General features: G+C 69.5%; 25 protein-coding genes. 10 read left to right on the top strand and 15 right to left on the bottom strand.

All coding sequences use genetic code 11. The annotated features are described in order from the left end of the window. The first annotated feature begins 235 nt into the window (after positions 1-235). From WG903_RS06200 to WG903_RS06185, 4 genes are read left to right on the top strand one after another with little or no spacing between them, the layout of a single operon-like run. Entirely contained in the window at positions 236-1,261 is a 1,026-nt protein-coding gene (locus WG903_RS06200; RefSeq protein ID WP_340073368.1) for a ferritin-like domain-containing protein, read from the top strand. After that, complete coding sequence (gene ligD / locus WG903_RS06195) at positions 1,261-3,831, top strand: DNA ligase D (protein WP_340073367.1); 2,571 nt, start codon at positions 1,261-1,263, stop codon at positions 3,829-3,831. The genes WG903_RS06200 and ligD overlap by 1 nt, the downstream gene beginning before the upstream one ends. Next, positions 3,828-4,589: a histidine phosphatase family protein gene (locus WG903_RS06190; RefSeq protein WP_340073366.1), complete on the top strand. Its 762-nt coding sequence runs from the start codon at positions 3,828-3,830 to the stop codon at positions 4,587-4,589. The genes ligD and WG903_RS06190 overlap by 4 nt, the downstream gene beginning before the upstream one ends. After that, the gene (locus tag WG903_RS06185; RefSeq protein ID WP_340073365.1) at positions 4,586-5,491 is read left to right on the top strand and encodes an NAD(P)H-hydrate dehydratase; all 906 of its coding nucleotides are present in this window, start codon (positions 4,586-4,588) and stop codon (positions 5,489-5,491) included. Before WG903_RS06190 ends, WG903_RS06185 begins: the two co-directional genes overlap by 4 nt. On the opposite strand, the gene WG903_RS06180 is transcribed toward WG903_RS06185, so the two are convergent. The 3 genes from WG903_RS06180 to glmS form a co-directional block, all read right to left on the bottom strand. After that, positions 5,460-6,128: a hypothetical protein gene (locus WG903_RS06180; protein WP_340073364.1), complete on the bottom strand. Its 669-nt coding sequence runs from the start codon at positions 6,126-6,128 to the stop codon at positions 5,460-5,462. The genes WG903_RS06185 and WG903_RS06180 overlap by 32 nt on opposite strands. A gap of 61 nt (positions 6,129-6,189) precedes the next feature. Further along, positions 6,190-6,576 carry a hypothetical protein gene (locus WG903_RS06175; RefSeq protein WP_340073363.1) on the bottom strand — a complete coding sequence of 129 codons (387 nt, stop codon included), beginning with the start codon at positions 6,574-6,576 and terminating at the stop codon, positions 6,190-6,192. A gap of 93 nt (positions 6,577-6,669) precedes the next feature. After that, positions 6,670-8,520 carry a glutamine--fructose-6-phosphate transaminase (isomerizing) gene (gene glmS / locus WG903_RS06170; protein ID WP_340073362.1) on the bottom strand — a complete coding sequence of 617 codons (1,851 nt, stop codon included), beginning with the start codon at positions 8,518-8,520 and terminating at the stop codon, positions 6,670-6,672. A gap of 139 nt (positions 8,521-8,659) precedes the next feature. On the opposite strand from glmS, the gene WG903_RS06165 reads away from it, so the two are divergent. After that, positions 8,660-9,148, top strand: a complete 489-nt coding sequence (locus WG903_RS06165; RefSeq protein ID WP_340073361.1) for an Lrp/AsnC family transcriptional regulator — start codon at positions 8,660-8,662, stop codon at positions 9,146-9,148. Here the strand turns inward: WG903_RS06165 and glmU are convergent, their stop codons facing one another. The 6 genes from glmU to WG903_RS06135 all read right to left on the bottom strand — a co-directional run bounded on the left by glmU (position 9,149) and on the right by WG903_RS06135 (position 13,599). Beyond that, positions 9,149-10,543 (bottom strand): bifunctional UDP-N-acetylglucosamine diphosphorylase/glucosamine-1-phosphate N-acetyltransferase GlmU, encoded by a 1,395-nt coding sequence (gene glmU, locus WG903_RS06160; RefSeq protein WP_340073360.1) that lies wholly within the window; start codon positions 10,541-10,543, stop codon positions 9,149-9,151. It abuts the gene before it with no gap. A 52-nt stretch (positions 10,544-10,595) separates the two neighbouring features. After that, on the bottom strand, positions 10,596-10,889 hold the full coding sequence (locus WG903_RS06155; protein WP_340073359.1) for a hypothetical protein: 294 nt from the start codon (positions 10,887-10,889) through the stop codon (positions 10,596-10,598). Between the two features lie 100 nt (positions 10,890-10,989). Then, positions 10,990-11,949, bottom strand: coding sequence for an MBL fold metallo-hydrolase (locus tag WG903_RS06150; RefSeq protein WP_340073358.1), 960 nt, complete (start codon positions 11,947-11,949; stop codon positions 10,990-10,992). Positions 11,950-11,991: 42 nt separating this feature from the next. After that, the gene (locus tag WG903_RS06145) at positions 11,992-12,474 is read right to left on the bottom strand and encodes a gluconokinase (protein ID WP_340078202.1); all 483 of its coding nucleotides are present in this window, start codon (positions 12,472-12,474) and stop codon (positions 11,992-11,994) included. A 20-nt stretch (positions 12,475-12,494) separates the two neighbouring features. Next, positions 12,495-13,094 (bottom strand): TetR/AcrR family transcriptional regulator, encoded by a 600-nt coding sequence (locus tag WG903_RS06140; protein ID WP_340073357.1) that lies wholly within the window; start codon positions 13,092-13,094, stop codon positions 12,495-12,497. Between the two features lie 13 nt (positions 13,095-13,107). Then, positions 13,108-13,599: a DUF2917 domain-containing protein gene (locus tag WG903_RS06135; RefSeq protein WP_340073355.1), complete on the bottom strand. Its 492-nt coding sequence runs from the start codon at positions 13,597-13,599 to the stop codon at positions 13,108-13,110. A gap of 155 nt (positions 13,600-13,754) precedes the next feature. Here WG903_RS06135 and WG903_RS06130 point away from each other — a divergent pair, with 155 nt between their 5' ends. After that, positions 13,755-14,735, top strand: a complete 981-nt coding sequence (locus WG903_RS06130) for a LysR substrate-binding domain-containing protein (protein WP_340073354.1) — start codon at positions 13,755-13,757, stop codon at positions 14,733-14,735. Here WG903_RS06130 and WG903_RS06125 read toward each other — a convergent pair. Genes WG903_RS06125 through WG903_RS06115 form a run of 3 tightly spaced genes read right to left on the bottom strand, consistent with a single transcriptional unit; the run spans position 14,732 to position 18,928 of the window. Further along, positions 14,732-16,552 (bottom strand): ABC transporter ATP-binding protein, encoded by a 1,821-nt coding sequence (locus WG903_RS06125; protein WP_340073353.1) that lies wholly within the window; start codon positions 16,550-16,552, stop codon positions 14,732-14,734. The genes WG903_RS06130 and WG903_RS06125 overlap by 4 nt on opposite strands. Then, positions 16,542-18,284 (bottom strand): ABC transporter ATP-binding protein, encoded by a 1,743-nt coding sequence (locus WG903_RS06120; protein ID WP_340073352.1) that lies wholly within the window; start codon positions 18,282-18,284, stop codon positions 16,542-16,544. Before WG903_RS06120 ends, WG903_RS06125 begins: the two co-directional genes overlap by 11 nt. A 59-nt stretch (positions 18,285-18,343) precedes the next feature. Then, positions 18,344-18,928: a 5-formyltetrahydrofolate cyclo-ligase gene (locus tag WG903_RS06115; RefSeq protein WP_340073350.1), complete on the bottom strand. Its 585-nt coding sequence runs from the start codon at positions 18,926-18,928 to the stop codon at positions 18,344-18,346. Between the two features lie 12 nt (positions 18,929-18,940). Here WG903_RS06115 and WG903_RS06110 point away from each other — a divergent pair, with 12 nt between their 5' ends. From WG903_RS06110 to WG903_RS06095, 4 genes are all read left to right on the top strand, one after another. Beyond that, positions 18,941-20,899 carry a lytic transglycosylase domain-containing protein gene (locus WG903_RS06110; RefSeq protein WP_340073349.1) on the top strand — a complete coding sequence of 653 codons (1,959 nt, stop codon included), beginning with the start codon at positions 18,941-18,943 and terminating at the stop codon, positions 20,897-20,899. Positions 20,900-20,989: 90 nt separating this feature from the next. Continuing rightward, positions 20,990-21,676, top strand: coding sequence for a glutathione S-transferase family protein (locus tag WG903_RS06105; RefSeq protein ID WP_340073347.1), 687 nt, complete (start codon positions 20,990-20,992; stop codon positions 21,674-21,676). Further along, the gene (gene dapA, locus WG903_RS06100) at positions 21,673-22,584 is read left to right on the top strand and encodes a 4-hydroxy-tetrahydrodipicolinate synthase (protein ID WP_340073346.1); all 912 of its coding nucleotides are present in this window, start codon (positions 21,673-21,675) and stop codon (positions 22,582-22,584) included. Before WG903_RS06105 ends, dapA begins: the two co-directional genes overlap by 4 nt. A gap of 10 nt (positions 22,585-22,594) precedes the next feature. Next, the gene (locus WG903_RS06095; RefSeq protein ID WP_340073345.1) at positions 22,595-23,710 is read left to right on the top strand and encodes a multifunctional CCA tRNA nucleotidyl transferase/2'3'-cyclic phosphodiesterase/2'nucleotidase/phosphatase; all 1,116 of its coding nucleotides are present in this window, start codon (positions 22,595-22,597) and stop codon (positions 23,708-23,710) included. On the opposite strand, the gene WG903_RS06090 is transcribed toward WG903_RS06095, so the two are convergent. Genes WG903_RS06090 through WG903_RS06080 form a run of 3 tightly spaced genes read right to left on the bottom strand, consistent with a single transcriptional unit; the run spans position 23,707 to position 25,939 of the window. Continuing rightward, positions 23,707-24,630 carry an ROK family protein gene (locus tag WG903_RS06090; protein WP_340073344.1) on the bottom strand — a complete coding sequence of 308 codons (924 nt, stop codon included), beginning with the start codon at positions 24,628-24,630 and terminating at the stop codon, positions 23,707-23,709. The two genes, WG903_RS06095 and WG903_RS06090, sit on opposite strands and share 4 nt — an antisense overlap. A 1-nt stretch (position 24,631) precedes the next feature. After that, positions 24,632-24,826: a DUF2905 domain-containing protein gene (locus WG903_RS06085; protein ID WP_340073342.1), complete on the bottom strand. Its 195-nt coding sequence runs from the start codon at positions 24,824-24,826 to the stop codon at positions 24,632-24,634. An 18-nt stretch (positions 24,827-24,844) separates the two neighbouring features. Continuing rightward, on the bottom strand, positions 24,845-25,939 hold the full coding sequence (locus WG903_RS06080; RefSeq protein ID WP_340073341.1) for a class I SAM-dependent methyltransferase: 1,095 nt from the start codon (positions 25,937-25,939) through the stop codon (positions 24,845-24,847). Between the last annotated feature and the right edge of the window lie 2 nt (positions 25,940-25,941).

Below are 25,941 nucleotides of genomic sequence, written 5' to 3'. Positions count from 1 at the left end.
CTTGTCTCTTTCTTCGCGTTCTCTGGACAGATTGCGCCCGCGTCCGCTGCCCGGCTGTAGGACGGGGCTGGAAACGCCTGTGCGCCCGCCCGGCGCCGCGCCACGGCGCGACCGTGGGGCTTCTCCTACAGGAGCTCTTTCGCTTCGCTGACTGCCGCGCAGGGGCACGCGCCGAAGATGGGAAATGCACCGCGCCCGCGAGGCGCACTTCATCGACACGCAAGGAGCAGAGAACATGGCTGAAGACAAGGACCTGAACCGCGACCCGATCAGCGACGAATCCGGCGCGCATCCGGTGGGCACCGGTGTCGGTGCGGTGGGCGGCGCGATCGCCGGTGCGGCGGCCGGCACGGTGGGCGGGCCCGCCGGCATGGTGCTGGGCGGCGTGGTCGGTGCGGTGGTCGGCGGGCTCGCCGGCCGCGCGGCAGCCGAGGCGATCGACCCCACGGTGGAAGAAGCGCACTGGCGCGACAACTACGACCGTGAGCCCTACTACCAGCCGGGCCGCAGCTACGACGACTACGCCCCGGCCTACCGCCTCGGCATGACCGGCCGCGGCCGCTACGAGGACTGGGACGCCGCCGAGCCGCAACTGGCGAACGAGTGGGACGCCACGCGCGGCAGCTCCAGCCTGGACTGGGACAGCGCGAAGCCGGCGAGCCGCGCCGCGTGGCACCGCGTCGACTCCTCGATGCGCGGCGGCGCGATGGCCACGGCCGGCACGGCCGACGTGACGCCGATGGAAGGCCGCGGCGCCATGGGTGCGGCAGCGGCGGTCGGCGCGGCGCAAAGCGCGGGCAACGACAGCGGCGACCGCGACGACGTCATCGACGTCCTGCAGGACCTGGCGGAATGCTCGCTGGACGGCGAGTACGGCTTCCGCGCCTGCGCCGAGCACGCCAAGCGCGAGGACCTGAAGTCCACGTTCCTGCAGCGCGCCGACGATTGCCGCAACGCCTGGATGGAACTGAACGAGCAGATCCTCGCTTGCGGCGGCAAGGTCGAGGAGCACGGCAGCGCCGCCGGCGCGGTGCACCGCGGCTGGGTCGCCGTGAAGTCGGCGCTGTCCACGTACGACGACAAGGCCATCCTGGAGGAAGCCGAGCGCGGCGAGGACAACGCGAAGGCGCGCTACATGAAGGCGCTGAAGAAGCCCTTGCCCGCCGACGTGAAGCTGATCGTCGAGCGCCAGATGCAGGGCCTGCAGCGCAACCACGACCAGATCAAGATGCTGCGCGACCAGGCGCGCGCGATGGGCTGATGGCCGACGACCGCTCGTCCGGCGCGCTCAAGACCTACCGCGAGAAGCGCAACTTCGACGCGACCCCCGAGCCAAGGGGCGGCGGGGTCGCCCATGAAGAGGCGCGCACCTTCGTCATCCAGAAGCACTGGGCGACGCGCCTGCACTACGACTTCCGGCTCGAGCTGGAAGGCACGATGAAAAGCTGGGCCGTGCCCAAAGGCCCGAGCTTCGACCCGGCGGACAAGCGGATGGCGATGCCCACCGAGGACCATCCGCTCTCGTACAACCGCTTCGAAGGGACCATCCCCGCCGGCAACTACGGCGCGGGCAAGGTGATCATCTGGGACAAAGGCCTGTGGGTGCCCACGGAGGACCCGCACAAGGGCTACCGCGACGGGCGCCTGAAGTTCGAGCTGCGCGGCCACAAGATGCACGGGCACTGGACGCTGGTGCGCATGAAGGGCCGGGGCGACGGAAAGCGCGAAGACCCGTGGCTCCTGATCAAGGAGCGCGACGGCTTCGCGCGGCCGGCCACCGAGTTCAGCGTAGTCGACGAAATGCCCGACAGCGTGAAGGACCTCGAGGATCGGCCGAAGGCGAAGGGCACGCCGGCGACCCCTGCCGCGTCCGACGGTCCGCCCGCCGGCGCGCGCAAGGCGGCCCTGCCCTCGGAGCTGCAGCCCGAGCTGGCGACGCTCGTCGACGAAGTGCCGCGCGACGCGGCCGACTGGCTCTACGAAATCAAGTTCGACGGCTACCGCATGCTCGCGCGCGTGGAGCGCGGCCGCATTGCGTTCGTCACGCGCAACGGGAACGACTGGACCGCCAAGCTCGGTCCGTTGAAGGAGGCGCTGGCGGCGATGGACCTGCCCGACGGCTGGTACGACGGCGAGGTCATCATGCCGGGCGCGCACGGCGCGTCGGACTTCCAGGCGCTGCAAGGCGCGTTCGATTCCGCGCGCACCGCGGACCTGGTCTATTACCTGTTCGACCTGCCGTACTGCGCCGGCTACGACCTGCGCGCGGTGCCGCTCGTCGAGCGTCGCGCGGTCCTGCAGCGCATCGTGCAACGCAAGCCCCACGCTCGGGTGAAATTCTCCGAGGAATTCGACGCGCCGCCCGAGCAGATGCTGGCGTCGGCCTGCAAGCTCGGCCTGGAAGGCGTGATCGGCAAGCGCCGCAACTCGGCCTATGCGAACCGCCGGTCGTCGGACTGGATCAAGCTCAAGTGCGGCTTCCGCCAGGAATTCGTCATCGGCGGCTGGACCGACCCGCAAGGCTCGCGCACCGGCATCGGCTCGCTGCTGCTGGGCGTGCACGACCGCGAGGGCCACCTGCAATACGCCGGCAACGTCGGCACGGGGTTCAACGAAGAGACGCTGCGTGACCTGCGCAAGCGCCTCGATGCGCTGGCCGCGGACAAGAGCGCATTCGCCGCCAACTCGGCCATCCCGCGCAAGTCGCACTGGGTGAAGCCGCAACTCGTGGCCGAAGTGGCGTTCGGCGAATGGACGCGCGACGGCCGCGTCCGCCATTCCGTCTTCCACGGCCTGCGCGACGACAAGAAGGCCAAGTCTGTCATCCGCGAGCAGGCGCGGCATGATGCGCCCGTGGACAAGCCCGCCAAGTCCGCCATCGTGCGCAAGTCCGCCGGGAAGGCCGCGGCGAAGCAATCGGCCGCGCCTGCGCCGGACGCGCGCCTGCCCGCATCGCTGCGCATCAGCAATCCCGACCGCATCGTCGATCCGCAGAGCGGCCTGAAGAAGATCGACCTGGTGCGCTACTACGCGCTCGTGATGCCGCTGATGTGGCCGCACCTGAAGGACCGGCCGATCGCGATGGTGCGCGCGCCCGACGGCATCGGCGGCGAGCTGTTCTTCCAGAAGCACCTGGAGCGCTACAAGCTCGCTGGCATCGAGCCGCTCGATGCGTCCGTGTCGCCCAACACGCCGCCCATGGTCTACGTCGCGCGGCAGGAAGGCCTGCTCGCGGCGGCGCAGATGAACGTGATCGAGGTGCATACCTGGAACGGCGTGCGCACGAAGATCGACAAGCCCGACCGCGTGACCTTCGACCTCGACCCCGGCGAGGGCGTGACCTGGGCGCAGGTGCAGGAGGCCGCGCAGCTGGTGCACGCCTTCCTCGGCGAACTGGGCCTGCCCGACTTCCTGAAGACCAGCGGCGGCAAGGGCCTGCACATCGTGGTGCCGCTGAAGAAGCAGTACGACTGGGACACGGTGAAGGACTTCTCGCAGGCCGTGGTGCAGCACCTGTCGCGCACGCTGCCCGACCGCTTCGTCGCCAAGTCGGGCGGTGGCAACCGCGTCGGCAAGATTTTCATCGACTACCTGCGCAACGGCTACGGCGCGACCACCGTCTGCGCGTGGTCGGCGCGAGCGCGTCCCGGCCTGGGCATCTCGGTGCCGGTTCGCTGGGACGAGCTGGCGGGCCTGAAAGGTGGCTCGCACTGGACCGTCGCCACGGTGCACGAGCGCCTGGACGTGGGCAACGAGCCCTGGGCCGGCTACGACGAGCAGCGCGCAGGCCTCGCGAAGGCGATGAAAGCGATCGGGTTCAAGCCGCGATGAGGGAGAGGCTGCACGAGACCTGGCCGCAGGTGCTGTGGGTGGTGCGGCACGGGCAGAGCGCGGGCAATGTCGCGCGCGACGCGGCCGAAGCGGCGGGCCTGCCCGTGATCGACATCGCCGAGCGCGACATCGACGTGCCGCTGTCGGAGCTGGGCCGCACACAGGCGCTGGCGCTGGGCCAATGGTTCGGCAAGCTGAAGAAGGACGAGCAGCCGGACGTGCTGCTGTGCTCGCCCTATGTGCGCGCGCGCGAGACCGCGCGGCTGCTGCTGCAGGCCTCCGGCATGGACCTGCGGCTGCGCGTGGACGAGCGCCTGCGCGAGAAGGAATTCGGGATCATCGACCGGCTCACGGTGCATGGCATCCGCGCGAAATATCCCGAGCTGCAGCAGCAGCGCTCACACGTGGGCAAGTTCTACTTCCGCCCGCCGGGCGGCGAGAGCTGGTGCGACGTGATCCTGCGGCTGCGCAGCGTGATCGAGATGGTGACGCGCGAGCACGGCGGCCAGCGCGTGCTCGTGGTGGGCCACCAGGTCATCGTCAACTGCATGCGCTACCTGGTCGAGTGCCTGGACGAGGAACAGATCCTCACCATCGACCGCCGCGGTGACGTTCCCAACTGCGGCGTGACCTCGTACCGCTTCGACCCGGCCACGAACAACCTGGTGACGGACCTGGTGAACTTCGTCGCCCCGCTGAAGGAAGCCGGCGCACCGGTCACGCGCGAGCCCGACGCGCCCGTGGCCGCCAAGCCATGACCTTCCGCCCGCTGGACGTTCGCACGTTGCGCGAATGGCCCTTGCCCGCGCTTGCGCACGACGCCGACAAGGAGGAGCGCGGGCGCGTGGTGGTGGTGGGCGGCAGCCGCGAGATCGCGGGCGCCGTGCAGCTGGCGGGCGTCGCCGCGATGCGCGCGGGTGCGGGCAAGCTCGTGATCGCGACGGCTGCGTCTGTTGCGGTGCAGGTGGGCCGGGCAGTGCCGGAGGCCCGCGTGATCGCGCTGCCGGAAAGCGGCAGCGGCGCGCTGCGGGCCGACGGCTTGGGCGTGCTCGCCGATTCGCTCGAAGGCGCAGCAGCCGTGCTCGTCGGCCCCGGCCTGATGGACCCCGAGGCCTGCGTGCCCTTCATCGTGCAGCTGCTCGCGCTGTGCCGCGGCATCCCGGTGGTGCTCGACGCCGGGGCGATGGATGCGGTAGCGGCCATGGGCCGGTTCGAGCAACCGGTGCTGGTGACGCCGCACGCCGGCGAGATGGCGCACCTCACCGGCATCGCCAAGGAGGCGATCGCACGCGATCCCGAATCGGTGGCGCGGCGCGCGAGCGCGCAGTGGAATGCGTCCGTGGCTCTCAAGGGTGCGGCGACGCTCGTCGCCACGCCCGATGGCGGCGGCTGGCGCCACGACGGCGGGCACCCGGGCCTGGCCACGTCAGGTTCGGGCGATGTGCTCGCCGGCCTCATCGCGGGCTTCGCGGCGCGCGGCGCGACGCTGGAGCAAGCCTGCGCGTGGGGCGTTGTCCTGCACGCGCTCGCCGGCCGCACGCTCGCGCGCAGCGTCGGCGCCGTCGGTTACCTCGCGCGCGAATTGCCCGGCGTGGTGCCGGGTCTGGTGGAGAAAGCGGCGCGGCCGCTCAGGCGCTCGCCAGCGCCCAAGGCAAGGTGATGCGCACGCCGCTACCCTGGCGCACGACGGCCACGCGGTCGCCCGCCGCGAGCGCCTCAACATCGGCCCACGTAATGGGGCGGTAGGTCGGCGGGTTCCCGAAGCCGGGTTCACCCTCCACGGGCGTGAGCGACAGCGAGATCACCAGGCCGTCGTTCGCGGCCTCGGCGCCGATCGCGATCTGCGCGGGGGGTGCATGTTCGTCGCTCAGCCAGAGGAAGGCGCCCGTGACGACGTTGCGGAACGACGCACGCCGCACCTCGCCCGCCACCGCACCGCCTGCGTCACGCAGGCTGAATCCGCGGAAGGTGAAGCCGGTGGCAATCAGCGACAGGCATTCGGCGATGCCCTGTTCGGCCGTGCAGCGCGCCGCCTCGTCCGGCGCGAGCCAGGTCACGACGTCGATGCAGGAGGCGAGCGCCGCGCGTGCATAGCCGCTGATCTTGCCCGCGCCCTCCTTCACCTCGGCGTAATTCGGCTCGGGCGCGCGCAGCCGCCGGTCCATGATCTCGTAGACCATGCCGATGGGCTGCAGGTTGACGACGAGGTGGTGCCGCATCGAGGGCGCCAGGCGCCGCAGCAGGGCGTAGCGCGCGGCTTCGGCCGCGGCGCTCGTCGTGGAAGAGGGTTCGCTCATGCGGGCAGCCTAACACCGCGCGAGGCGATGTCAATTTGGCTGCCCAGCCGTGGCGCGCGGCTTAGCCGTTTTTCTGGCGCGACTTCCAGTTCTCGTACGCGGCGTCCATGCGCTGGCGGCGAGTCATGTCGTTGTCGCGCGTGTCGCGGCCCGGCGCGCCCATCGCGCGCGTGTCGTCGCGGTGGTGGCGCTCGGCACGGGCGTGCTTGTCGGGGTGCTTGTCGTTCTTCGCGACGTGGCGGATCTTGTCGCCCGCGCGGTGCATGGCGTTGCGCGTCTTCTGGCCGAGGTTCTTCACGGCGCTCTTGGTGCGCTGCGCGTCGTCGGCGGGCCGGATCGTGTCGGCGCTGGCGGAATTCTCCGTGCGCGACGTCTTGTCGGCCTGTTGCGCCAGGGCGGCGGTGCCGAACGCCAGCGCGGCGGCGGCGAAGATGGCTGTGGCTCTCATGTCGGTTTCTCCCGAGTGGTGACACTCCATCAAACGTCTTCAGCGGGGAGGACGTTGTCGGAGAACACCGACTCGGCGAGTCGGAGCGCGTGATTACTCGACCGTGACGCTCTTGGCCAGGTTGCGTGGCTTGTCGACGTCCGTGCCGCGCGCACACGCCGTGTGATACGCCAGCAACTGCAGCGGAACCACGTGCAGCATCGGGCTGAGCGGCCCGTAGTGCTCCGGCATGCGGATCACGTGGATGCCTTCCTCGGACTCGATCTTCGAATCGGCATCCGCCAGCACGTACAGCACCCCGCCGCGCGCGCGCACTTCCTGCATGTTGCTCTTGAGCTTTTCCAGCAGCGCGTCGTTCGGCGCCACCGTCACCACCGGCATCTCGCTCGTGACCAGCGCGAGCGGGCCGTGCTTGAGCTCGCCCGCCGAGTAGGCCTCGGCGTGGATGTAGGTGATCTCCTTGAGCTTGAGCGCACCTTCGAGCGCGATCGGGTAGTGCAGGCCGCGGCCGAGAAACAGCGCATGCTCCTTGTCCGCGAACTGCTCGGCCCAGCCGATGACCTGCGGCTCCAGCGCCAGCACGGCCGCCAGCGCCGACGGCAGGTGGCGCATGGCCTTGAGGTGCCCGGCCTCCTGTTCCTCCGTCAGGCGCCCCTTGACCTGGGCGAGCGCGAGCGTGAGCAGGAACAGGCCGGCGAGCTGTGTCGTGAACGCCTTCGTCGACGCGACGCCGATCTCCACGCCGGCGCGCGTGATGTAGGCCAGCTTGCACTCGCGCACCATCGCCGAGGTGGCGACGTTGCACACGGTGAGCGTCTTGTTCATGCCCAGCGACTGCGCATGGCGCAACGCGGCGAGCGTGTCGGCCGTCTCGCCGGACTGCGTGATGGTGACGACCAGCGTGCCGGGGTGCGGCACGGTGTCGCGGTAGCGGTACTCGCTGGCGATCTCGACCTGCGTGGGAATCTTCGCGATGCCCTCGAGCCAATACTTCGCCGCGCAACCCGCGTAGTAGCTGGTCCCGCACGCGAGGATCAGCACCTGCTCGACTTCCTTGAACACGCGGTGCGCGCCGTCGCCGAAGAGCTCCGGCGTGATGCCCTGCACGCCTTCGAGCGTGTCGGCCACCGCGCGCGGCTGCTCGAAGATTTCCTTCTGCATGTAGTGGCGGTAGGGGCCCAGTTCGGCCGCGCCGCTGTGCGCGACCACCGTCTTCACGGGACGCGTGGTCGGCTTGTGGTCGGCGCCGACCACCCAGTACTTGCCCAGCTGCACGTCGACCACGTCGCCTTCTTCCAGGTAGACGATCTGGTCGGTCACGCCGGCCAGCGCCATCGCGTCGCTGGCCAGGAAGTTCTCGGCATTGTCCTTGCCCACGCCCAGCACCAGCGGCGAGCCGGCGCGCGCGCCCACCACGCGGTGCGGTTCGTCCTTGCAGAAGACGGCGATCGCGTAGGCGCCGTGCAATTGCTTCGTCGCCGCCTTCACCGCTTCGAACAGGTCGCCTTCGTACAGGCTGTCGACCAGGTGGCAGATCACCTCGGTGTCGGTCTGGCTGTCGAAGCCGTAGCCGCGCTTTTGCAGCGACGCGCGCAGCTCCGAGTGGTTCTCGATGATGCCGTTGTGCACGAGCGCGATGCGGCCCGCGCGCTTGTTGGCGCCGTCGCCGGGCCCGTGGCTGAAGTGCGGGTGCGCGTTGTGCACGGCCGGCGCACCGTGCGTGGCCCAGCGCGTGTGCGCGATGCCGGTCATGCCCTCGATGTGCTCGTCTTCCACCTGCTTCAGGAGCGTCGCGACGCGATCGGTGCTGCGCGCGCGCTTCAGGCCGTCGGCGTAGACCGCCACGCCGCACGAGTCGTAGCCGCGGTATTCGAGCCTCTGCAGGCCCTGGACGAGGACGGGAACGATGTTGCGCGTGGAGACGGCGCCGACGATGCCACACATGGGAAAACTCCGAACGTTTGCTGCGGTCGAGGCAATGTAGGAGCCTAAGCGCGAAATGTGGCTTCTATTATCTGGATTTCAAGAAACATTATTCCATGTATGAGATGACAAGGAATTTTATTCCGACTAATATCAGTATATGGAAGACTTGGACAGCATCGACATGGCTCTTCTGGACCAGCTCCAAGCCGATTCGTCCCTGACCAACCAGATGCTGGCGGCCAAGGTCCACATCTCGCCGCCCACTTGCCTGCGGCGCGTGAAGCGCCTGCGCGACGCCGGCCTGATCGCGCGCGAGGTCGCCCTCCTGGACCCGGACAAGCTCGCCCCGGTGCTGGGCCACGGGCTGCAGGCGGTCGTCGAGATCACGCTGGAGCGCCAGGGCGACGAGGAACTGCAAGCGTTCGAGGCGCGCGTGGTCGGCGACGACGCGGTGCAACAGTGCTACCGCGTGTCGCCCGGCCCCGACTTCGTGCTCATCGTCCACACCCGCGACATGCCCGGCTACCTGCAGCTGGCGCAGCGCCTGTTCACGAGCGATGCGAACGTGCGCAACGTCAAGGCGTTCTTTTCCGTGAAGCGTGCGAAGTTCGAGCCGCGCATCGCGATGCCGCGACCGGCGCGCTGACTACTTCTTCTCGACCTTCTTCGGCCGCTGCCAGTTGGCGAGCGACACCTGCTTGCCGCGCGCGATGGACAGCGCGCCCTGCGGCGTATCCTTGGTGATCACCGAGCCCGCGCCGACGGTGCCGCCGGCGCCGACCACCACCGGCGCCACCAGCACGCAGTTGCTGCCCACGTGCACGTCGGCTTCGATCACCGTCCTGTGCTTGTTGGCGCCGTCGTAGTTGGCCGTGATGGAACCCGCGCCGTAGTTCACGCGCTCGCCCACGCTGGCGTCGCCCAGGTACGCGAGGTGGTTGGCCTTGGCACCCTTGGCCAGCGTCGAGTTCTTCACCTCGACGAAGTTGCCGATATGAACCTCCGCGCCGAGCTGCGCGCCGGGGCGCAGGCGCGCGAAGGGGCCGACCAGCGCGCCCTCGCCCACGGTCACGCCCGCCTTCTCGCCGTCGATGTGCGTGAAGGGATGGATCACCGCGCCGGCCGCGATGGTCGCGTTCGCGATCACGCAGTTGGCGCCGATGCGTACGCCGTCGCCCAGCGTCACCCGGCCTTCGAAGACGCAGTTGACGTCAATCTCCACGTCCTGGCCGCAGGCCAGCGTGCCGCGCACGTCGAAGCGGGCCGGGTCGGCGATGCGCACGCCGGCTTCCATCAGGCGCTCGGCTTCGCGCCGCTGGTGCGTGCGCTCGAGCGCGGCTAGCTGGATCGGGCTGTTCACGCCATCCACCTCCATCTGGTTCGGGGCCTTCACCGCGACGACCGGCGCGCCCTCCTGCACGGCCAGCGCCACGACGTCGGTCAGGTAGTACTCGCCCTGTGCGTTGTCGTTCTTCAGGCGCGCGAGCCACGGCTTCAGGCGTTTCGTCGGGACCGCCATGAAGCCCGTGTAGACCTCGCGGATCTCGCGCTGCTTCGCGCTCGCGTCCTTGTGCTCGACGATGCCGACCACGGCGTCGCCTTCGCGCACGATGCGGCCGTAGCCGGTGGGGTCGGCCATCTCGATCGACAGCAGCGCGAGCTGGTCGCCGCCGCAGGCCTGCACGAGGGTTCGCAAGGTGGCCGGCGCGATCAGCGGGACGTCGCCATTGAGGATGAGCGCGATGCCGTCGTCGGGGATTTTCGGCGCGGCCGTCTGCACCGCATGGCCGGTTCCCAGTTGCGGCTCCTGGCGCACGAACGCGGTGCGGGCCTTGTGCGGCCATTGGGCCACGGCCGCTTCGACCTGGTCCGCGCCGCTGCCGGTGACGACGACCACGCTGCGCGCGTCGAGCGCGTCGACGGTGGTGATCACGTGCGCGAGCAGGGGCCGGCCGGCGAGGCGGTGCAGGACCTTGGGCTTGCGGCTCTTCATCCGCGTGCCCATGCCGGCCGCCATGATGACGACGTCGATGGATTGCATGCGGCGGATTATCCGCCGCGGGCCATGCCGCGCGCGATGGCCCGAACGGGGCCTACTTCTCGCCCTTGGAGTGGGACTTGCCCTCTTCCTCGGCCTGCTCCATGTCGCGCGCTTCCTGCTCGGACTTCGGCTTGGCGGCCTCGGCTTCCTTCTCGACGTCGTGCGTCTTCAGGAATTCCTCGGTGCGCTGGTTGTAGTCGCGCGTGCCCTCGTAGCTGCCTTCGCCCATCTGCTGCTGGCGGCCCTGCGGCTTGTCGCCCTGGAACTCGGTCGAGCCGGACTGCTGCTGCTCGCGGTCGCTCTCGCGCTCCGGCTGCTGCTGCAGGATGCGGGGGGTCTGGGACATGGTGGCTCCTCTCGGGTGGTGCGAGAGGCAGCTTAAGTGGCGCACCCCAACCTTGCTGTCGTCGCGCGGACGACGGCAGAGTCGGACAGCGCCTACAAGCTCATGCTTGCAGCGAGGCCCACATCTCCTGGTCCCTTTCGGCCGTCCAGATGCGCGGGTTCTTGATCCCGCGCGCTTCGTCGTAGGCACGGCTCACGTCGAAGGGCAGGCAGTGCTCGTAGATGAAGACGTGGCCGAACACCGGGTCCATGGACTTGCGCGTGTGCGCCATGGCGGCCTTCAGGTCCATGCCTTTCGCGGCGGCTTCCTTGGCAGCGGTGAACAGCGTCTCGACCCAGCGCTTGGTGTAGTCGAGCGCCTTGTTCACCGCGGAATTGCCCTTCATCGCTTCGCCGCGGCCGGGCACGATCGCCTCGGCGCGCAAGGCGCGCAGCGCCTCCAGCGTGGCGGGCCATTCCTCCAGGTGCGCGTCGCCGGTGTAGACGCCCGCTTCGTATTCGACCAGGTCGCCGGAGAACAGCACCTTCTCCTCCTCGACCCACGCGATGGTGTCGCCGCGCGTGTGGCCGGCGCCCGGGTGCCAGATCTGGACCTTCACCCCGCCGAGGTCGACGGTGAGTTTGCCGTCGACGACCAGCGTCGGCCAGGTCAGGCCGGGGATGGACTCGGCGTTGCGGAACAGGCGCGGGAAGCGCTCCATCTCCGACTGCATGTCTTCCTTGCCGCGCTCGACGATCAGCTCGTAGGTGCCCTGGCTCGCGATCACTTCGGTCGCGCCCTCGTCGAAGTAGGCGCTGGCGCCCAGCACGCGCACGGCGTGGTAGTGCGTGAGCAGCACGTACTTGATCGGCTTGTCGCTGACCTCGCGGATGCGCGCGATCAGGTCGCGCGCCATGGCCGGCGTGGCGGTGGCGTCGCTCACCATGATGAACTTCTCGCCGATGATCACGCCCGAATTGGGGTCGCCCTCGGCGGTGTACGCCCAGCAGTGGGCGCTCAGTTGCTCGAAGGTGATCTTCTTGTCGGCCAGGTCGGCCTGGCTGGCGAAGGCTTTGGACACGCGCGTCTCCGTAAAACGCCGATTTTACCTAAACGTAATCGATTACGGATTGTTGAATCTGAGCAGTCCGGCGACGGCCTGTGCGGCCACGTCTTCCAGCGGCCGGGTCGCATCGACCGTGACGACTCCGGGTTCGCCAGCCGGGTCCTCTAGTGCCGCGAACTGGCTCGCCACCAGGCTCGGCGGCATGAAGTGGCCCGGCCGTGACGCGACGCGGCGCTGGGCTTCTTCGACCGGCAAGGCCAGGTGGACGAACTTCAACGCAGGCACGGCCGCCCGCAGCCTCTCACGGTAGGCGCGCTTGAGCGCCGAGCAGGTGAGGACTGCACCTTGGGGCTGCGCGGCGAGTTCGCGCGCCAGCGCATCGAGCCAGCCGGCGCGGTCCTCGTCGGCAAGCGGCGTGCCGGCGCGCATCTTGGCGATGTTCGAAGGCGGATGGAAGGCATCGCCTTCGACCAGCGGCAGTTGCAGCGCCTGCGCGATGCGCTGCCCCGCTTCCGATTTGCCGCAGCCGGCCACGCCCATCACCACCACGTGAAGGTCGGTCACGCGGCCAGGCCCTTCTCCAGCATGGCGATGACCTCCTCGGCGAACTGCGAATAGCTCATGGCACCGCCCGGGCGCAGCCAGGTGAAGGTCCAGTTGATCATGCCGAACAGCATCATCGTGGCCGGCGTCTGGTTGGCCGCCGTCACGCGCTGGGGATAGGCGCGGCGCAGGAAGCGCGTCACGGCCGCGACGACGTCGCGCTGGCGGTCGAGGATGGCGTCGCGCTGCGTGTCGCCCAGGAACTTGGTGTCGTGCAGCAGCGCGGCATGGCGGGTGGCGGAGTGCTCGTACTCCTCGAGGAACGAGCGCACCAGTTCATGCAGGGCCGCGCGGTCGTCGAGGTTGCGCCGCTGCGCCGTCGCCTCGACCTGGCCGATCACCGCGAGCAGGCGCTGCGTATAGCGGTCCAGCAGGTCGTACAGGATCGCTTCCTTGCTCTCGTAGTAGTGGTACAGCCGCGCCTTCGACGTGCCGCAGGCCGCGGCGATGTCGTTCATGCTGGCGGCGTGGTAACTCTTGTCCGCAAAGCACTGCGCCGCGACGTCGAGGATCTCGTCGCGGCGCAGCTCGTGTTGCGAAGACTTGGGACGGGCCATGGGGCCCGATTATTTACGCTCCCACGCCGTGGCGCGTGCAAACCCGCTCTTCGGCGGAAATGCGCGGCCCGAACAGCGACTGCCAGCCGATCTGGCCGACACCGGTGAACAGGCGCGCCACCGCGTGCCCGCCGAAGACCAGCGCCAGGCGCAGGTCGGACAGCGGCTGCACGATGTCGGCCCATTGCATGCGGTGCACGGGGACGACGACCGGGTCCCAGCTGAAATACGCGGGGCAGCCTTCGTTCCACGCTTCGACGACGAGGCGCTGGCCCGGCTGCAGGCGCATGGTCTGGCCGGCGCCGAGGAAGAAGTCGCCGGATTCGTCCAGGCGGCCGGCATGCGGGCCGTCGAACGTGGCCCACAGCTGCCCGTGGGCGACCTTGAAAACCCCGGCCTCGCGCGGCTCCAGCGTGATCGCGCGGCCGGGTGCGAGCTTCCACGTGCCGGGCAGCGCGGGCTCGGCGCAGCGGGGGGTGAGAGCAGAGACTTGCGGCATCGCCATGGGGTTCTCCTTGGATCGGGGTCAGTGACGTTTCGGCATTGAATGATCGTCGCTGCTCCCTTGGCAGTCCAATGAAATCCCGGTACGCTATTGATTCGCTATCCGCATCAATCCCTGGCATCCTGCTGACAAGAACGGACACCCTGACAGCACGCATGCAGTACTCGCAAACGCACCTGAGGACCCGGCCGATCTCGGCCGGCTACCTGCGCGCCTTCGAGGCCGTCGCCCGCCATCTCAATTTCCGCGCCGCCTCCGAAGAGATGGCGCTCACGCAATCGGCCGTCAGCCGCCAGATCCAGGCGCTGGAGGAAGAAGTGGGCGTGCCGCTCTTCCTGCGCCACACGCGCGCGGTGGAACTGACCAGCGCCGGCGCGCAACTGCTGCTGGCGGTGACGAGCTCGCTGCCGCGCATCGACAGCGCGGTGCGCCAGATTCGCCAGAGCGCCGGCCGGCGCGCCGTCGCGCTCACCACCTTCGCGTCGTTCGCGTCGATGTGGCTGATCCCGCGGCTGGAGCAGTTCCAGCGCGACCACCCGGACATCGACATTCGCATCGACGCCTCGGACAACACGCTGGACCTGGAAGTGGCCGACGTCGACCTGGCGTTGCGCTACGGCCCCATGGCCACGATGCCGCCGCACGCCATCCGCCTGTTCGGCGAACAGCTCACGCCCGTGGCCAGCCCCTGGCTGCTCAAGGGCGCGTCGCTGAAGAAGCCGACGGACCTGGCCAACTTCACCTTGATCGAAGCCGGCGATGCGCATTCCACGCACCTGGAGTGGCTCACGTGGCGGCGCTGGTTCGACGAGAACGGCCTGACCAAGCTGCAGCCCAAGCGCTGGCTCTATTTCAACTACGCCTACCAGATGGTGCAGGCGGCGCTCACCGGCCAGGGCGTTGTGCTGGCACGCCTGCCGATGGTGGCCGAGTCGCTGGCCAACGGCGACCTGGTCGAACCGCTGCCTTCGCACCGCATGGATTCGCCGATGGCCTACTGGCTGGTGATCGGCCCGCGCAGCGGCAACCGCCCGGAGATCAAGGGCTTCTGCGACTGGCTCATGGTGCAAAGCAAGCTCACGCGCAAGTCCATCGGCGAGGTGCCCGACCCGGACACGGTGGACATGCTCGACTAGGCCGCGCCGGTCTCGTCTTCCTCTTCCAGCTGCTGCAGCAGGTACAGGCGCTGGTACAGGCCGCCGTCCACCGCCATCAGTTCGCCGTGCGTCCCCATCTCGGCGATGCGGCCGTGGTTCAGCACCACGATGCGGTCGGCGTCGCGGATCGTGGACAGGCGGTGCGCGATGGCGACGATGGTGACCTTGCCGCGCAATTCGTTGAGTGCGCGCTGCACGATCTGCTCGGTTTCGGAATCGATGTGCGACGTCGCTTCGTCGAGGAACAGGATGCGCGGCTGTCCGGCCAGTGCGCGGGCAATGGCCACCAGCTGCTTCTGCCCCACCGACAGGCGCGCACCGCCCTCGCCCAGCGGCGTGTCGTAGCCGCGCTCGAGCTGCCCGATGAAGCCGTGCGCATGCGCGGCGCGCGCGGCGGCCTCGACTTCGGCGTCGCTGATGTTGCGCCCCATCGCGATGTTCTCGCGCGCGCTGGCCGCCAGCAGGAACGGGTCCTGCGGCACCAGCCCGATGGCGTCGCGGAAGTGGTCCTCGCCGATGTCGGCAATGGGCGTGCCGTCGATGCGGATGCTGCCCGCCGGCGCCGGGTAGAAGCGCAGCAGCAGCGACATCAGCGTGCTCTTGCCGCTGCCGGTATGGCCGACGATGCCGTGGAAGCTGCCGGGCGCGATGCGCAGGTCCAGGTCGTGCAGCACCGGGTGGCCGGGGTTGTAGGCGAAGGTCAGGTGCTCGATGGCGATGGCGCCTTCGGTCACGCGGCCGTGCTCGGCGGCCACCGGCGTCTCCGCTTCCTTCAACAGCGCATGCACGCGCGCCGCGCCCACCATCGCCTGCTGCAATTGCGAGAACTGCATGGTGATCTGGATCAGCGGCTCCACCACGCGGGCGATGTAATTGATGAAGGCGTAGAGCACGCCCACCTCCAGCGCCGTCATCGCCGCCGACTGGCCGCGGTAGCCGAACACGCCGATCACGGTGGCCAGCAGGATCACGTTCAGCAGGTCCAGCACCGGCCGCAGCAGCCACGCGTTGGCGCGCAGCTCGCGCTGGCGCGACTGGTAGTGGCCTTCGTTGACCGCCGCGAAGCGCTCGCCGAAACGCTGGCCGGCGTTGCTTGCCTGCAGCACCGGCATGCCGCCGATCGATTCGGCCATCTGCGCGTTGAGCTCGCTGCGCAGCTCGCGCGAGCGCGTCACCGCGGGGGCCGACAGCTTCTGGTAGCCCGCGACGATCAGGATCACCGCCGGCACCAGCGTGGCGACGATCAGCATCAGGCGCCAATCGAGCCACACCATCGCGATCAGCGCGCCGGTCAGCACGATCACGCTGTCCAGCATCACGAACAGCACCTGCACGTAGAGCGTCTTCACCGCCTCGGTGTCGTTCGTCACCCGGCTGACGATCTGCCCGATGATGGCCTTGTCGAAGAAGCTCATGGGCAGGCGCAGCACATGGCCGTACACGTCCTCGCGGATACGCTGCACGGAGCGCATCGCCAGGCCCGCGAGCCGCGTGAGCTGCAGGTAGCGCAGCCAGCTCGCCACCGCGCCCGCAACCAGCGCGCCGAGCAACAGGCCCGCGATCGCCGGGATGTTCGCGTCGTGCGGCAGCAGGAAGCGGTCGATGAAGGTCTTGCCGATCAGCGGGCCCAGCGCTTCCAGGCCCGCGGCGACGAGCAGCCAGAAGATGCCGTGGACCAGGTGCGTGCGGTCCGGCTCGGCCGCGCGCAGCAACAGCGTCGCAGCATCGCCCAGCGTGCGGCGGCGGTCCTTCGGTGCGCTGGGCAGGCCGGGGGTCGAAATCGATTCAGCTGGCATCGAGGCTCGCCTGCAATTGCTGGTAGCGCCACTGCCGCGCGTACCAGCCGCCCTGGGCCAGCAGCGCTGCGTGGTCGCCCTGTTCGACGAGGTGGCCGCCGTGCAGCACCAGCGTGTGGTCCGCATCGGCGACGGCGCTCAGGCGGTGGCTCACGATGACCACCGTGCGGCCCACGCGCGTTTCGCGCAGGTGCGCGAGGATGCGCGCCTCGGTGTCGGTGTCGACGGCGGACAGGGCGTCGTCGAGCAGCAGCAGCGGCGCATCCGCGAGCAGCGCCCGCGCGATGGCCACGCGCTGGCGCTGGCCGCCCGAGAGCGTGACGCCCCGCTCGCCCACCGGCGTCTCGTAGCCACTGGGCAGGCGCAGGATGTCCTCGTGCACGGCCGCCAGCCGCGCGGCCTTCTCGATGTCCTCGCGCGACGCGCCGGGCCTGGCCAGCGCGATGTTGTCCGCGACCGTTGCCGAGAAGAGGAAGGCCTCCTGCGGCACCCACGCGATGGCGCCGCGCAGCGCGGCCAATGTGTAGTCCTGCAGGTCGACGCCGTTCCATTGCAGCGTGCCGGCCTGCGGCGCGTAGTGGCGCAGCACCAGCTTGACCAGCGTGGACTTGCCTGCGCCCGTCGGGCCGACCAAGCCCAGCGTGCGGCCCGCCGGCAGGTCGAACGCGACGCCCGCCAGCGCGGCCTTCTGCTGCCCCGGGTAGCTGAAATGCAGCTCGCGCGCGGCGATGGGGCCGGGCGCGACGCGGGGAATCGTGCCGTGGTCGTCGATGGACAGCGGCGCATCCAGCACCGGCTGCAGGCGCGCCCAGGCGGCCTTGCCGCGCTCGAGCAGCGACAGCACCCAGCCCGCCGCGAACATCGGCCAGATCAATTGCCCGAGGTACAGCGAGAAGCTCGTGAGCTGGCCCACCGTCAATTCGTTGTGCCACACCAGCCAGCCGCCCACGCCCAGCGTGAGCACCATGGCGGCGCTGAGCGTGAAGCCCACCGCCGGCTCGTACGACGCTTCCCAGCGCTGCGCGTCGAAGCTCGCGTCGGCTGCCGCCGTGGCGAGCTTGGAGAACTGCGCCTGCGTGCGCGGCATCAGCCCCAGCGCGCGCACGGTGCGCACGCCCGACAGCGTCTCCTGCACGTGGTCGTTGAGCGAACCGAAGCTGTCGAGCGACAGGCGCCACGAGGCGTGCACGTGGCGCGAGATCCACCAGAAGCTCCACGCCATGAAAGGGAACGGCAGCAGCGCGAAGGCGGCTAGCCGCGCGTCGACGCCCAGCGCCATCATCGCCACCACCAGCACCAGCGTGAGCGAGCCGTCGAAGCCGGCCAGCATCGCCTCGCCGGCTGCCATCTCCACCGCGTCGATGTCGTTGGTGGCCAGCGCCATCAGGTCGCCGGTGCGCTGCTTCTGGAAGAAGTGCGGCCCTTGCAGCGACAGGCGCGCGTACAGGCGCTGGCGCAGCTCCACGCCCAGTTGGTAGGCCGCGGCAAATAGCTTCAGGCGCCAGCCCACGCGCAGGAAGTACACGATGACGCCCGCGCCCACGAGCTTCGAGAGCTCGAACAGCAGTTCGTCGGTGCCCAGCGTGTGCGCGGCGAGACCATCGACCAGGTGCCCGATCTGGCGCGGGATCCACACGATCAGGCACGCGATGCCCGCGAGCATCAGGCCCGACGAGGCATACGAGGTCCAGTGGCGGCGCAGGAAGCCGCCGATGAGGCGGTACAGGGACATGGGGACGGCGAAAGAGGGGCGGAGCATACCCCCGCCATCAAAACCGCGCTGTCAGCAGCCTAGATCGGCCACACCACGCCGTTCTCGTTCAGGATCGCATCGAGCGGTTCGTCGTGCGGCTCGGGCTCGAAGTCGTCGACGAAGCCGTTCGTGAAGCCCAGGCCCACGGTGAACGGCTTGGGCCGCAGCTGGGCGAGCGTCTTGTCGTAGAAGCCGCCGCCGTAGCCCAGGCGGTAGCCACCCGGCCCGTAGCCCACGCAGGGGACGAACAGCAGCGTGGGATGGATGACTTCCGTGTCTTTCGGCTTCGGGATGCGGTACGCGTCCTCTTCCATCGGGCAGCCGGGGAACCAGGCGTGGAACTTCAGGGTCCCATGCAGCTTGTCGACGACCGGCAGGCCGATGCGGCGCAATTGCGGTTCGTCCAGCAGCTCGCCGTCTTCCTTCCAGCGGTGCAAGGCGGGCAGCGGGTCGAACTCGCCCTTGATCGGCCAGTAGGCGCCGATGGCGGTGTCCTTGCGGCCCACCAGCCAGATGCGCATCACCTGCTGGAGCTGGTCGCAGGCCGCCAGGCGCCCGCCCCACGCCTGCCGCTCGGCGACGAGCTGCTTGCGCAAGGCCTTCTTCTGTTCCGACTTGTCCATAATGAGACGGTGATGTTCGCAAGGATTTTGGCACTGATCGCCTCTTTGCTCGTCGGGGGCGCCGGGGCGCAGGCCCCGAAGGGCGAGGCGGCCGTCCTCGACGCCTACCAGGCGTGGAACCAGCGCAACCGCGTGCGCCTGGCGCAATTGCTGCCGCAGGCGCAGGGCCATGCGCTCGAGCCATGGGTGGCGTACTGGGAGCTGCGCGTGCGCCTGGACACCGCGCAGCCGCAGGAAGTGCAGGACTTTTTCACGAAGTACGCCGGAACCTACCAGGAGGACCGCCTGCGCAACGACTGGCTGCTGCTCCTGGGCCAGCGGCGCGACTGGGCGGCCTTCGAGGCCGAGTACCCCAAGTACCGCATGAACGACGACCGCGAGGTGCGCTGCTACGCGCTCTTCGTGAAGGCGTCGAAGGAAGGCGGCACGCAGGCGATCGCCGACGAGGTGCGCAAGCTCTGGTACGCGCAGCGCGAGGCCGACGACGGCTGCGCGCTGGCGGCCGCGCAGGTGCTCAAGGGCGACGACGTCTGGCACCGCGCACGCCTGGCGCTGGAGGCCAACCGCCCGCGCGCCGCGCAGCAGGCCGTGCTGATGGCCGCGCCCGATGCGCTGCCGCTGTTCAACGAGCTCAACGCCACGCCGACGCGCTTCCTCACCAGCCGCATCACGGTGCTGCGCAAGGCGCGCAAGGAGATGATCTCGCTGGCGCTGATCAAGCTGTCGTCGACCGACCTCGAGAACGCCGCCAACCAGCTCGATTCGAAATGGGGCCCTCAGCTGGCGCCCGAGGAGCGCAACTGGCTGTGGGGCGTGATCGGCAAGCAGGCGGCGCAGCGCCTGTCGAACGATGCACTGGATTACTTCGCGAAGGCCTCGCGCGACCGCGACCTCACCGACGACATGCTGGCGTGGAAGGTGCGCGCCGCGTTGCGCTGGCCCAAGGGCCCGCAGTGGCAGCTGGTGCACGACACGATCAACGCGATGAGCGAGGAGGCGCGCGCCGAACCCACCTGGGTCTACTGGAAGGCGCGTGCGCTGCTGGCGCGCGGCGGCGACGACCGCAAGCTGGAGGCCACGAAGCTGCTGCAATCGATCGCATCCGTGCGCGGCTTCTACGAGATGCTGGCGCTGGAAGAGCTGGGGCAGAAGGTGGTCGTCCCGATCAAGCCCACCCCGCTCACGCCGGATGAAAAGGAAGCCGCGCGCCTGAACGCGGGCTTGAACCGCGCGGTCTACGCGATCGCACTCGGCATCCGGCCGGAGGGCGTGCGCGAGTGGAACTACACGACCAACCTGCACACCGCCGGCGGCCTGACCGACCGCGGCCTGCTCGCCGCGGCCCAGTTCGCGTGCGACAAGGAGGTTTGGGACCGCTGCATCAACACGAGCGAGCGCACCAAGGGCGAGATCGACGTCGACCAGCGCTTCCCCATGCCGTTCCGCGACGCGGTGGTCAAGCGCGCGCAGGAGATCGCGCTGGACCCGGCGTACGTGTACGGCCTGATCCGCCAGGAAAGCCGCTTCGTCATGGACGCGCGCTCGAACGTCGGGGCTTCGGGCCTGATGCAGGTGATGCCGGCCACCGCGCGCTGGACGGCGCGCAAGATCGGCTTGAACAACTTCACGGTCGACCAGCTGACGGACCGCGACACCAACATCGCGATCGGCACGGGCTACCTCAAGCTCGTGCTGGACGACTTCGGCGGCTCCATGCCGCTCGCCGCAGCGGCCTACAACGCGGGCCCGAGCCGCCCGCGCGCGTGGCGCAACGGCTCGGCGGTGGAGGCGGCCGCGTGGGCCGAGAACGTGCCCTTCTCGGAGACGCGCGACTACGTGAAGAAGGTGCTGGCCAACACCACGATGTATGCGGCCATCCTCACCGGGCAGCCGCAGTCGCTGAAGGCGCGGCTGGGCATCGTGGGCCCGCGGGACGCGGCGCAGCCGCCGTCGAATACGGAACTACCCTAGGTTCGCGCGGCATCAATCGCGCGGTTTTTTTGCATCAATCCGCGCGCGACGGCTGGCTAGCATCCTCGCATCCCAAACCGGAGGGCAGCCATGCTCCAGCTCTACATCAGCAACAAGAACTACTCGTCCTGGTCCATGCGCGCGGGGGTTCTGCTCAAGCAGGCCGGCATCCCGTTCCAGGAACACCTGGTCGAGTTCGACACCTTCAACGACCCGAACTCCGACTTCAAGCAGGCCATCCTCAAGGTCAACCCCGCCGGCCGCGTGCCGGCGCTGGTCGACGGCAACTTCGTCGTGTGGGATTCGCTTGCCATCGCGGAGTACGTCGCGGAGAAGTTCCCGGAAAAGCAGCTGTGGCCGCAGGACGCGAAGAAGCGCGCACGCGCACGCAGCGTCTGCTGCGAGATGCACTCGGGCTTCTCCGCCCTGCGCGGCGCCTGTCCGATGAACGTCGAAGCGTCGCTGCACGAAGCCGGCGCCGTGGTCTGGCGCGACAAGCCCGGCGTGCGGGCCGACGTGCAGCGCATCGTGCAGATGTGGACCGAGCTGCTGGAGCAGAACAAGGGCCCCATGCTGTTCGGCGAGTTCAGCATCGCCGACGCCTTCTTCGCGCCGGTGTGCATGCGCATCAAGAACTACGCGCTGCCGGTGCCGGGCCACATCACCGACTACGTGCGGCGCGTCATCGCGCTGCCGGGCGTGAAGGCCTGGATCGACGACGCACTGCTCGAAAAAAAATTCGTCGCGGAGGATGAGCCCTACCGGGCCTCCCGGTGAGCGGCGAACCGGCCATTCGCCGGCCGCGCCGCTGGGGGCGCGTGCTGACGGCGATGGTCACGCCCTTCGACCGCGAGTCGCGCCTGGACCTCGACGCGGCGCGCCGGCTGGCGCGATGGCTGGCCGAACGCGGCAGTGACGGCCTGGTGCTGGCGGCGACGACCGGCGAAGCACCCACGCTTTCCGACGCCGAGCGCGCCGATCTCGTGCGCGCCGTGAGCGAAGCCGTGACGGTTCCGGTGATCGCGGGCACGGGCACCTACGACACGGCGCACACGGTCGCCCTCACGCGCGCCGCGAAGTCCTGGGGCGCAGCTGGCGTGATGCTGGTGTCGCCCTATTACAACCGCCCGCCGCAGGCCGGCATCGAGGCGCACTACCGCGCCGCCGCCGCGGCCACGGACCTCCCGGTGATGCTGTACGACGTGCCCACCCGCACCGGGCGCCGCATCGCGCGCGAGGTGCTGGTGCGCCTGTTCCGGGAAGTACCGAACATCGTCGCGTTCAAGGACGCGACGGGCGACCCGCCCGCGGCGGCCGCGCTCGTCGCGCAGGCGGGCGAGCACTTCGACCTTTACTCGGGTGACGATGCGTACACCTTGCCGCTCGCGGCCGTCGGCGCCGTCGGCCTCGTCGGCACCAATACGCACTGGACCGGGCCCTGGTTCCAGCGCATGTTCGCCGCGCTCGAGCGCGGCGCCCTGCAGCAGGCCATGCGCATCCAGGCGCAGCTGCAGGAGTCGTTCGAGTTCAGCAACAGCGACGCCAGCGTGTTCTCGATGTCGGTGAAGGCCATGCTGCGCGCGCTGGACATGGACGTCGGCGACTGCCGCCTGCCGCTGCCGCCCGCGCCGCCGGAGATGGCCGAACGCGCCCGGTCTGTTTGGAAGAGGTTGCAGCAGCCGTAAACTGCCGTGCATGCAGACCTACATCGTCGGCGGCGCGGTGCGCGATGCCTTGCTCGGCCTGCCCGTCAACGACCGTGACTGGGTGGTGGTCGGCGCGTCGCCGCAGCAATTGATCGCCGCAGGCTTCCTGCCGGTGGGCAAGGACTTCCCGGTGTTCCTGCATCCCGAGACGCGCGAGGAGTACGCGCTGGCGCGCACCGAGCGCAAGACCGCCCGCGGCTACCACGGCTTTGCCTTCCACGCCGAGCCGACGGTGACCTTGGAGCAGGACCTCGCGCGCCGCGACCTCACGATCAACGCGATGGCGCAGGACCCGCAGGGCCGCATCGTCGACCCCTTCCAGGGCCAGCGCGACCTGAAGGCCCGCGTGCTGCGCCACGTGACTGAGGCTTTCCGCGAAGACCCGGTGCGCATCCTGCGGCTGGCCCGCTTCGCTGCGCGCTTCAGCGACTTCCGCGTGGCGCCGGAGACGCTGCACCTGATGCGCGGCATGGTCGATGCCGGCGAGGCCGACGCCCTGGTGGCCGAGCGGGTGTGGCAGGAATTCGCGCGCGGCCTGATGGAGCGCGAGCCGGCCCGCATGTTCGACGTGCTGCGCGAATGCGGCGCGCTGGCGCGGCTGCTGCCGGAGCTGGATGCGCGCTGGGACGCGGCGCTGGCGCGCGTGCTGGCCGAAGCGGCGCACCGCGACGCCCCGCTGCCCGTGCGCTTCGCCTGCCTCGTGCACGGCCTCGGCGAAGGGCTGCGCGGCGTGTGCGAGCGCCTGCGCGTGCCCACCGAGTGCCGCGAGCTCGCCGAGGTGGTCGCGCGCGAGCACGGCAACGTCGACGCGAGCGGGCAGGCCGACGCCGAAACGCTGGTGCGCCTGCTCGAACACTGCGATGCCTTCCGCAAGCCGCAGCGGTTCGACGCCGTCCTGCTCGCTTGCGAGTGCATCGCGCGCGGCCACGGCGCGAAGGACTACCCCCAAGCGGCACGCCTGCAAGGCGCGCTGGCCGCGGCGCAGGAAGTGCCGACGCACGAGATCGCCGAAAGCGCGCAGGCGCAGGGCCTGAAGGGCCCGCAGGTCGGCGAGAAGATCCAGCGCGCCCGCGTGGAAGCCGTGGCGCGCGCGCTCGGCGGCTAGACCAGCAAGGCCAGCGCGGCGTAGTCGCCGACCTTGTCCTGCAGGCCCGCGCCCACGAGCTCGCAGCCGTCGGTCAGGGCGGGCAACTTGCCCCTCACCTGCGACTTCAGCTTGGGCAACAGGTAGTCGCGGTTGTGCCAGAACACGCTGCCGCCGATGCTGATGCGCTCGAGGTCCAGCGTGGCGATGAGGTTGTAAAGGGCGCGGCCCAGCACACGGCACAACTCGTCGACCTTGGCGTCGGCGTCACGATCGCCCTGCTGCGCCAGGCGGAACAGCGTCGGCGCATCGGCGCCGAAACGGCGGGCGATCGCGTTGCCCGCCGTGAGCGCTTCGACGTCGCCGATGTTGCCGCAGCCGCACAGCGCCTCGGTGTCGTCCGAGACGAACATGTGGCCCGCATGGCCCGCGTTGCCGTTCTTGCCGCGCAGCACGTGGCCGTCCACGCACAGGCCGCAGCCGATACCCGTGCTCCAGGTGATGTAGGCGCAGTGGTCGAAGCCCTGCAGCGCACCCCAGCGCCGCTCGGCCTCCAGCGCCGCGACGCAGTCGTTCTCCACGCGCACCTCGCGGAAGCGCTCGCGCAGCGGCGCTTCCAGCAAGGCGGTCTTCCAGTCGTTGGGCAGGCCGCGCGCCGGGCCCGCGATGCCGCCGCAGATGTTGGGCGCGGCGATCTCGATCAGGCCATGGCGCATCACGAACGGCCCGCACGACGACACGCCCGCGCGTTCCACCGAGCCCGGCGCGAGGTCCACTTCCGCGCAGGCCGCGTCGACCATGCGCACGATCTGGCGCGCGAGCGCGTCGTTCGTGCCTTCCTTGGCCGTGGGTTCGCTGCGCCGCGCGATGAGCTCCAGGCCCGCGCCGCTGTTCAGGCTCACCGCCACCTTGGTCCCGCCGATGTCGATGCAAGCTTTCATGTCAGATCACCTTCGCGACCAGGCTGACGAGCAGGCTCAGGACGATGGTGCTGGTGACGGGCAGGAACCATTCGCGCCCGAGCCAGCGGAAGCGGAAATCGCCCGGCAGCTTGCCGAAGCCGACGCGCTGCAGCCAGGGCGTGAGCGCGTTGATGAGCAGCAACGCGAGGAAGACGACGATGAACCAGCGAATCATCCGTGCGAGTTTGCCCGACTACAGTCGATCCGTGCGGTCGCCTTCGCTGAAACAGATCGCGTCCCACCACTCGCCCTTGTGGAAGGCGATCACCTTGAAGAGCTCGCCCATCTCGTGTTCCGCCACCAGGCGGTGCCCCGCCGCCCGATCGGGCAGGTCGGCCTCGGCGAGCCACTTCGCGATGCCGCAGTTGAGCAGGAAGCGGCCCTGCGTCGTGAAGCCCAGAGCCAGCAGGCCGGCTTCCTGCGCCGCCATCGCGATGCCGGTGAAATTCACGTGGGCCGTGATGTCCTTCTCGCCGACGCGCGTCAGCGGGTCGGGGTCCGCCATGTGGCCGCGGTGGGTCATCAGCGTGCCCATGTAACGCTGCGGGTGGTAGTACTCGGCCTCGGGGAAGCCGTAGTCGATGAAGAAGGCCGCGCCGCGCTCGAGCCGGTCGGCCAGCGTGCGCACGAAGGCCTCGGCCTGCGCATGCACCTCGGTCACGTAATCGTGCTCGCCCTCGATCGGCGCCGGCGGGCGCAGGAAGGTGGGCTGGTCGTTCCACACGAAGCCCTCGTCCCCGCACGACACGGCACGCTCGTGCCACTTGCCATCCACGCGCGCCAGCAATTTGACCGGCATCGCGTCGAGCACCTCGTTGCCCACCACCACGCCCGACATGCGCTCGGGCAGTTCCAGCGCCCACTGCACCTTGTCGCCGAAGGCAGCCACGCGTTCGCGTTGGCGGCGCTGCAGCGTCGCCGACACGTCGACGATGGTGTAGCGGCGCACGCGGTCGCCCAGCTCGTAGAGCAACTGCTCGGCCAGCGCGCCCGAGCCGGCGCCGAATTCCCAGACCTCGTCCGTGCCGGTGCGGTCCAGCGCTTCGCGCAGCTGCACCGCCAGCGCCCGGGCGAACAGCGGCGTCATCTCGGGCGCGGTGACGAAGTCGCTGCCCGAGGAGGGCATCTGGCCGAACTTGCGCGAGGCATTGGCGTAATAGCCGAGCCCCGGCGCGTACAAGGCCCAGGCCATGAAGCGGTCGAAGGGCAGCCAGCCGCCGGCGCGGGCAATCTCCTCGCGCAGGATCTGCGCGAGTTCCCTCGCTACACTGGGCGTTTCGCCGGCCATCG

It is taken from the genome of Ramlibacter sp. PS4R-6 (assembly GCF_037572775.1).
Lineage (GTDB): Bacteria > Pseudomonadota > Gammaproteobacteria > Burkholderiales > Burkholderiaceae_C > Ramlibacter.
This window is presented reverse-complemented; position numbering and strand designations above follow the sequence as displayed.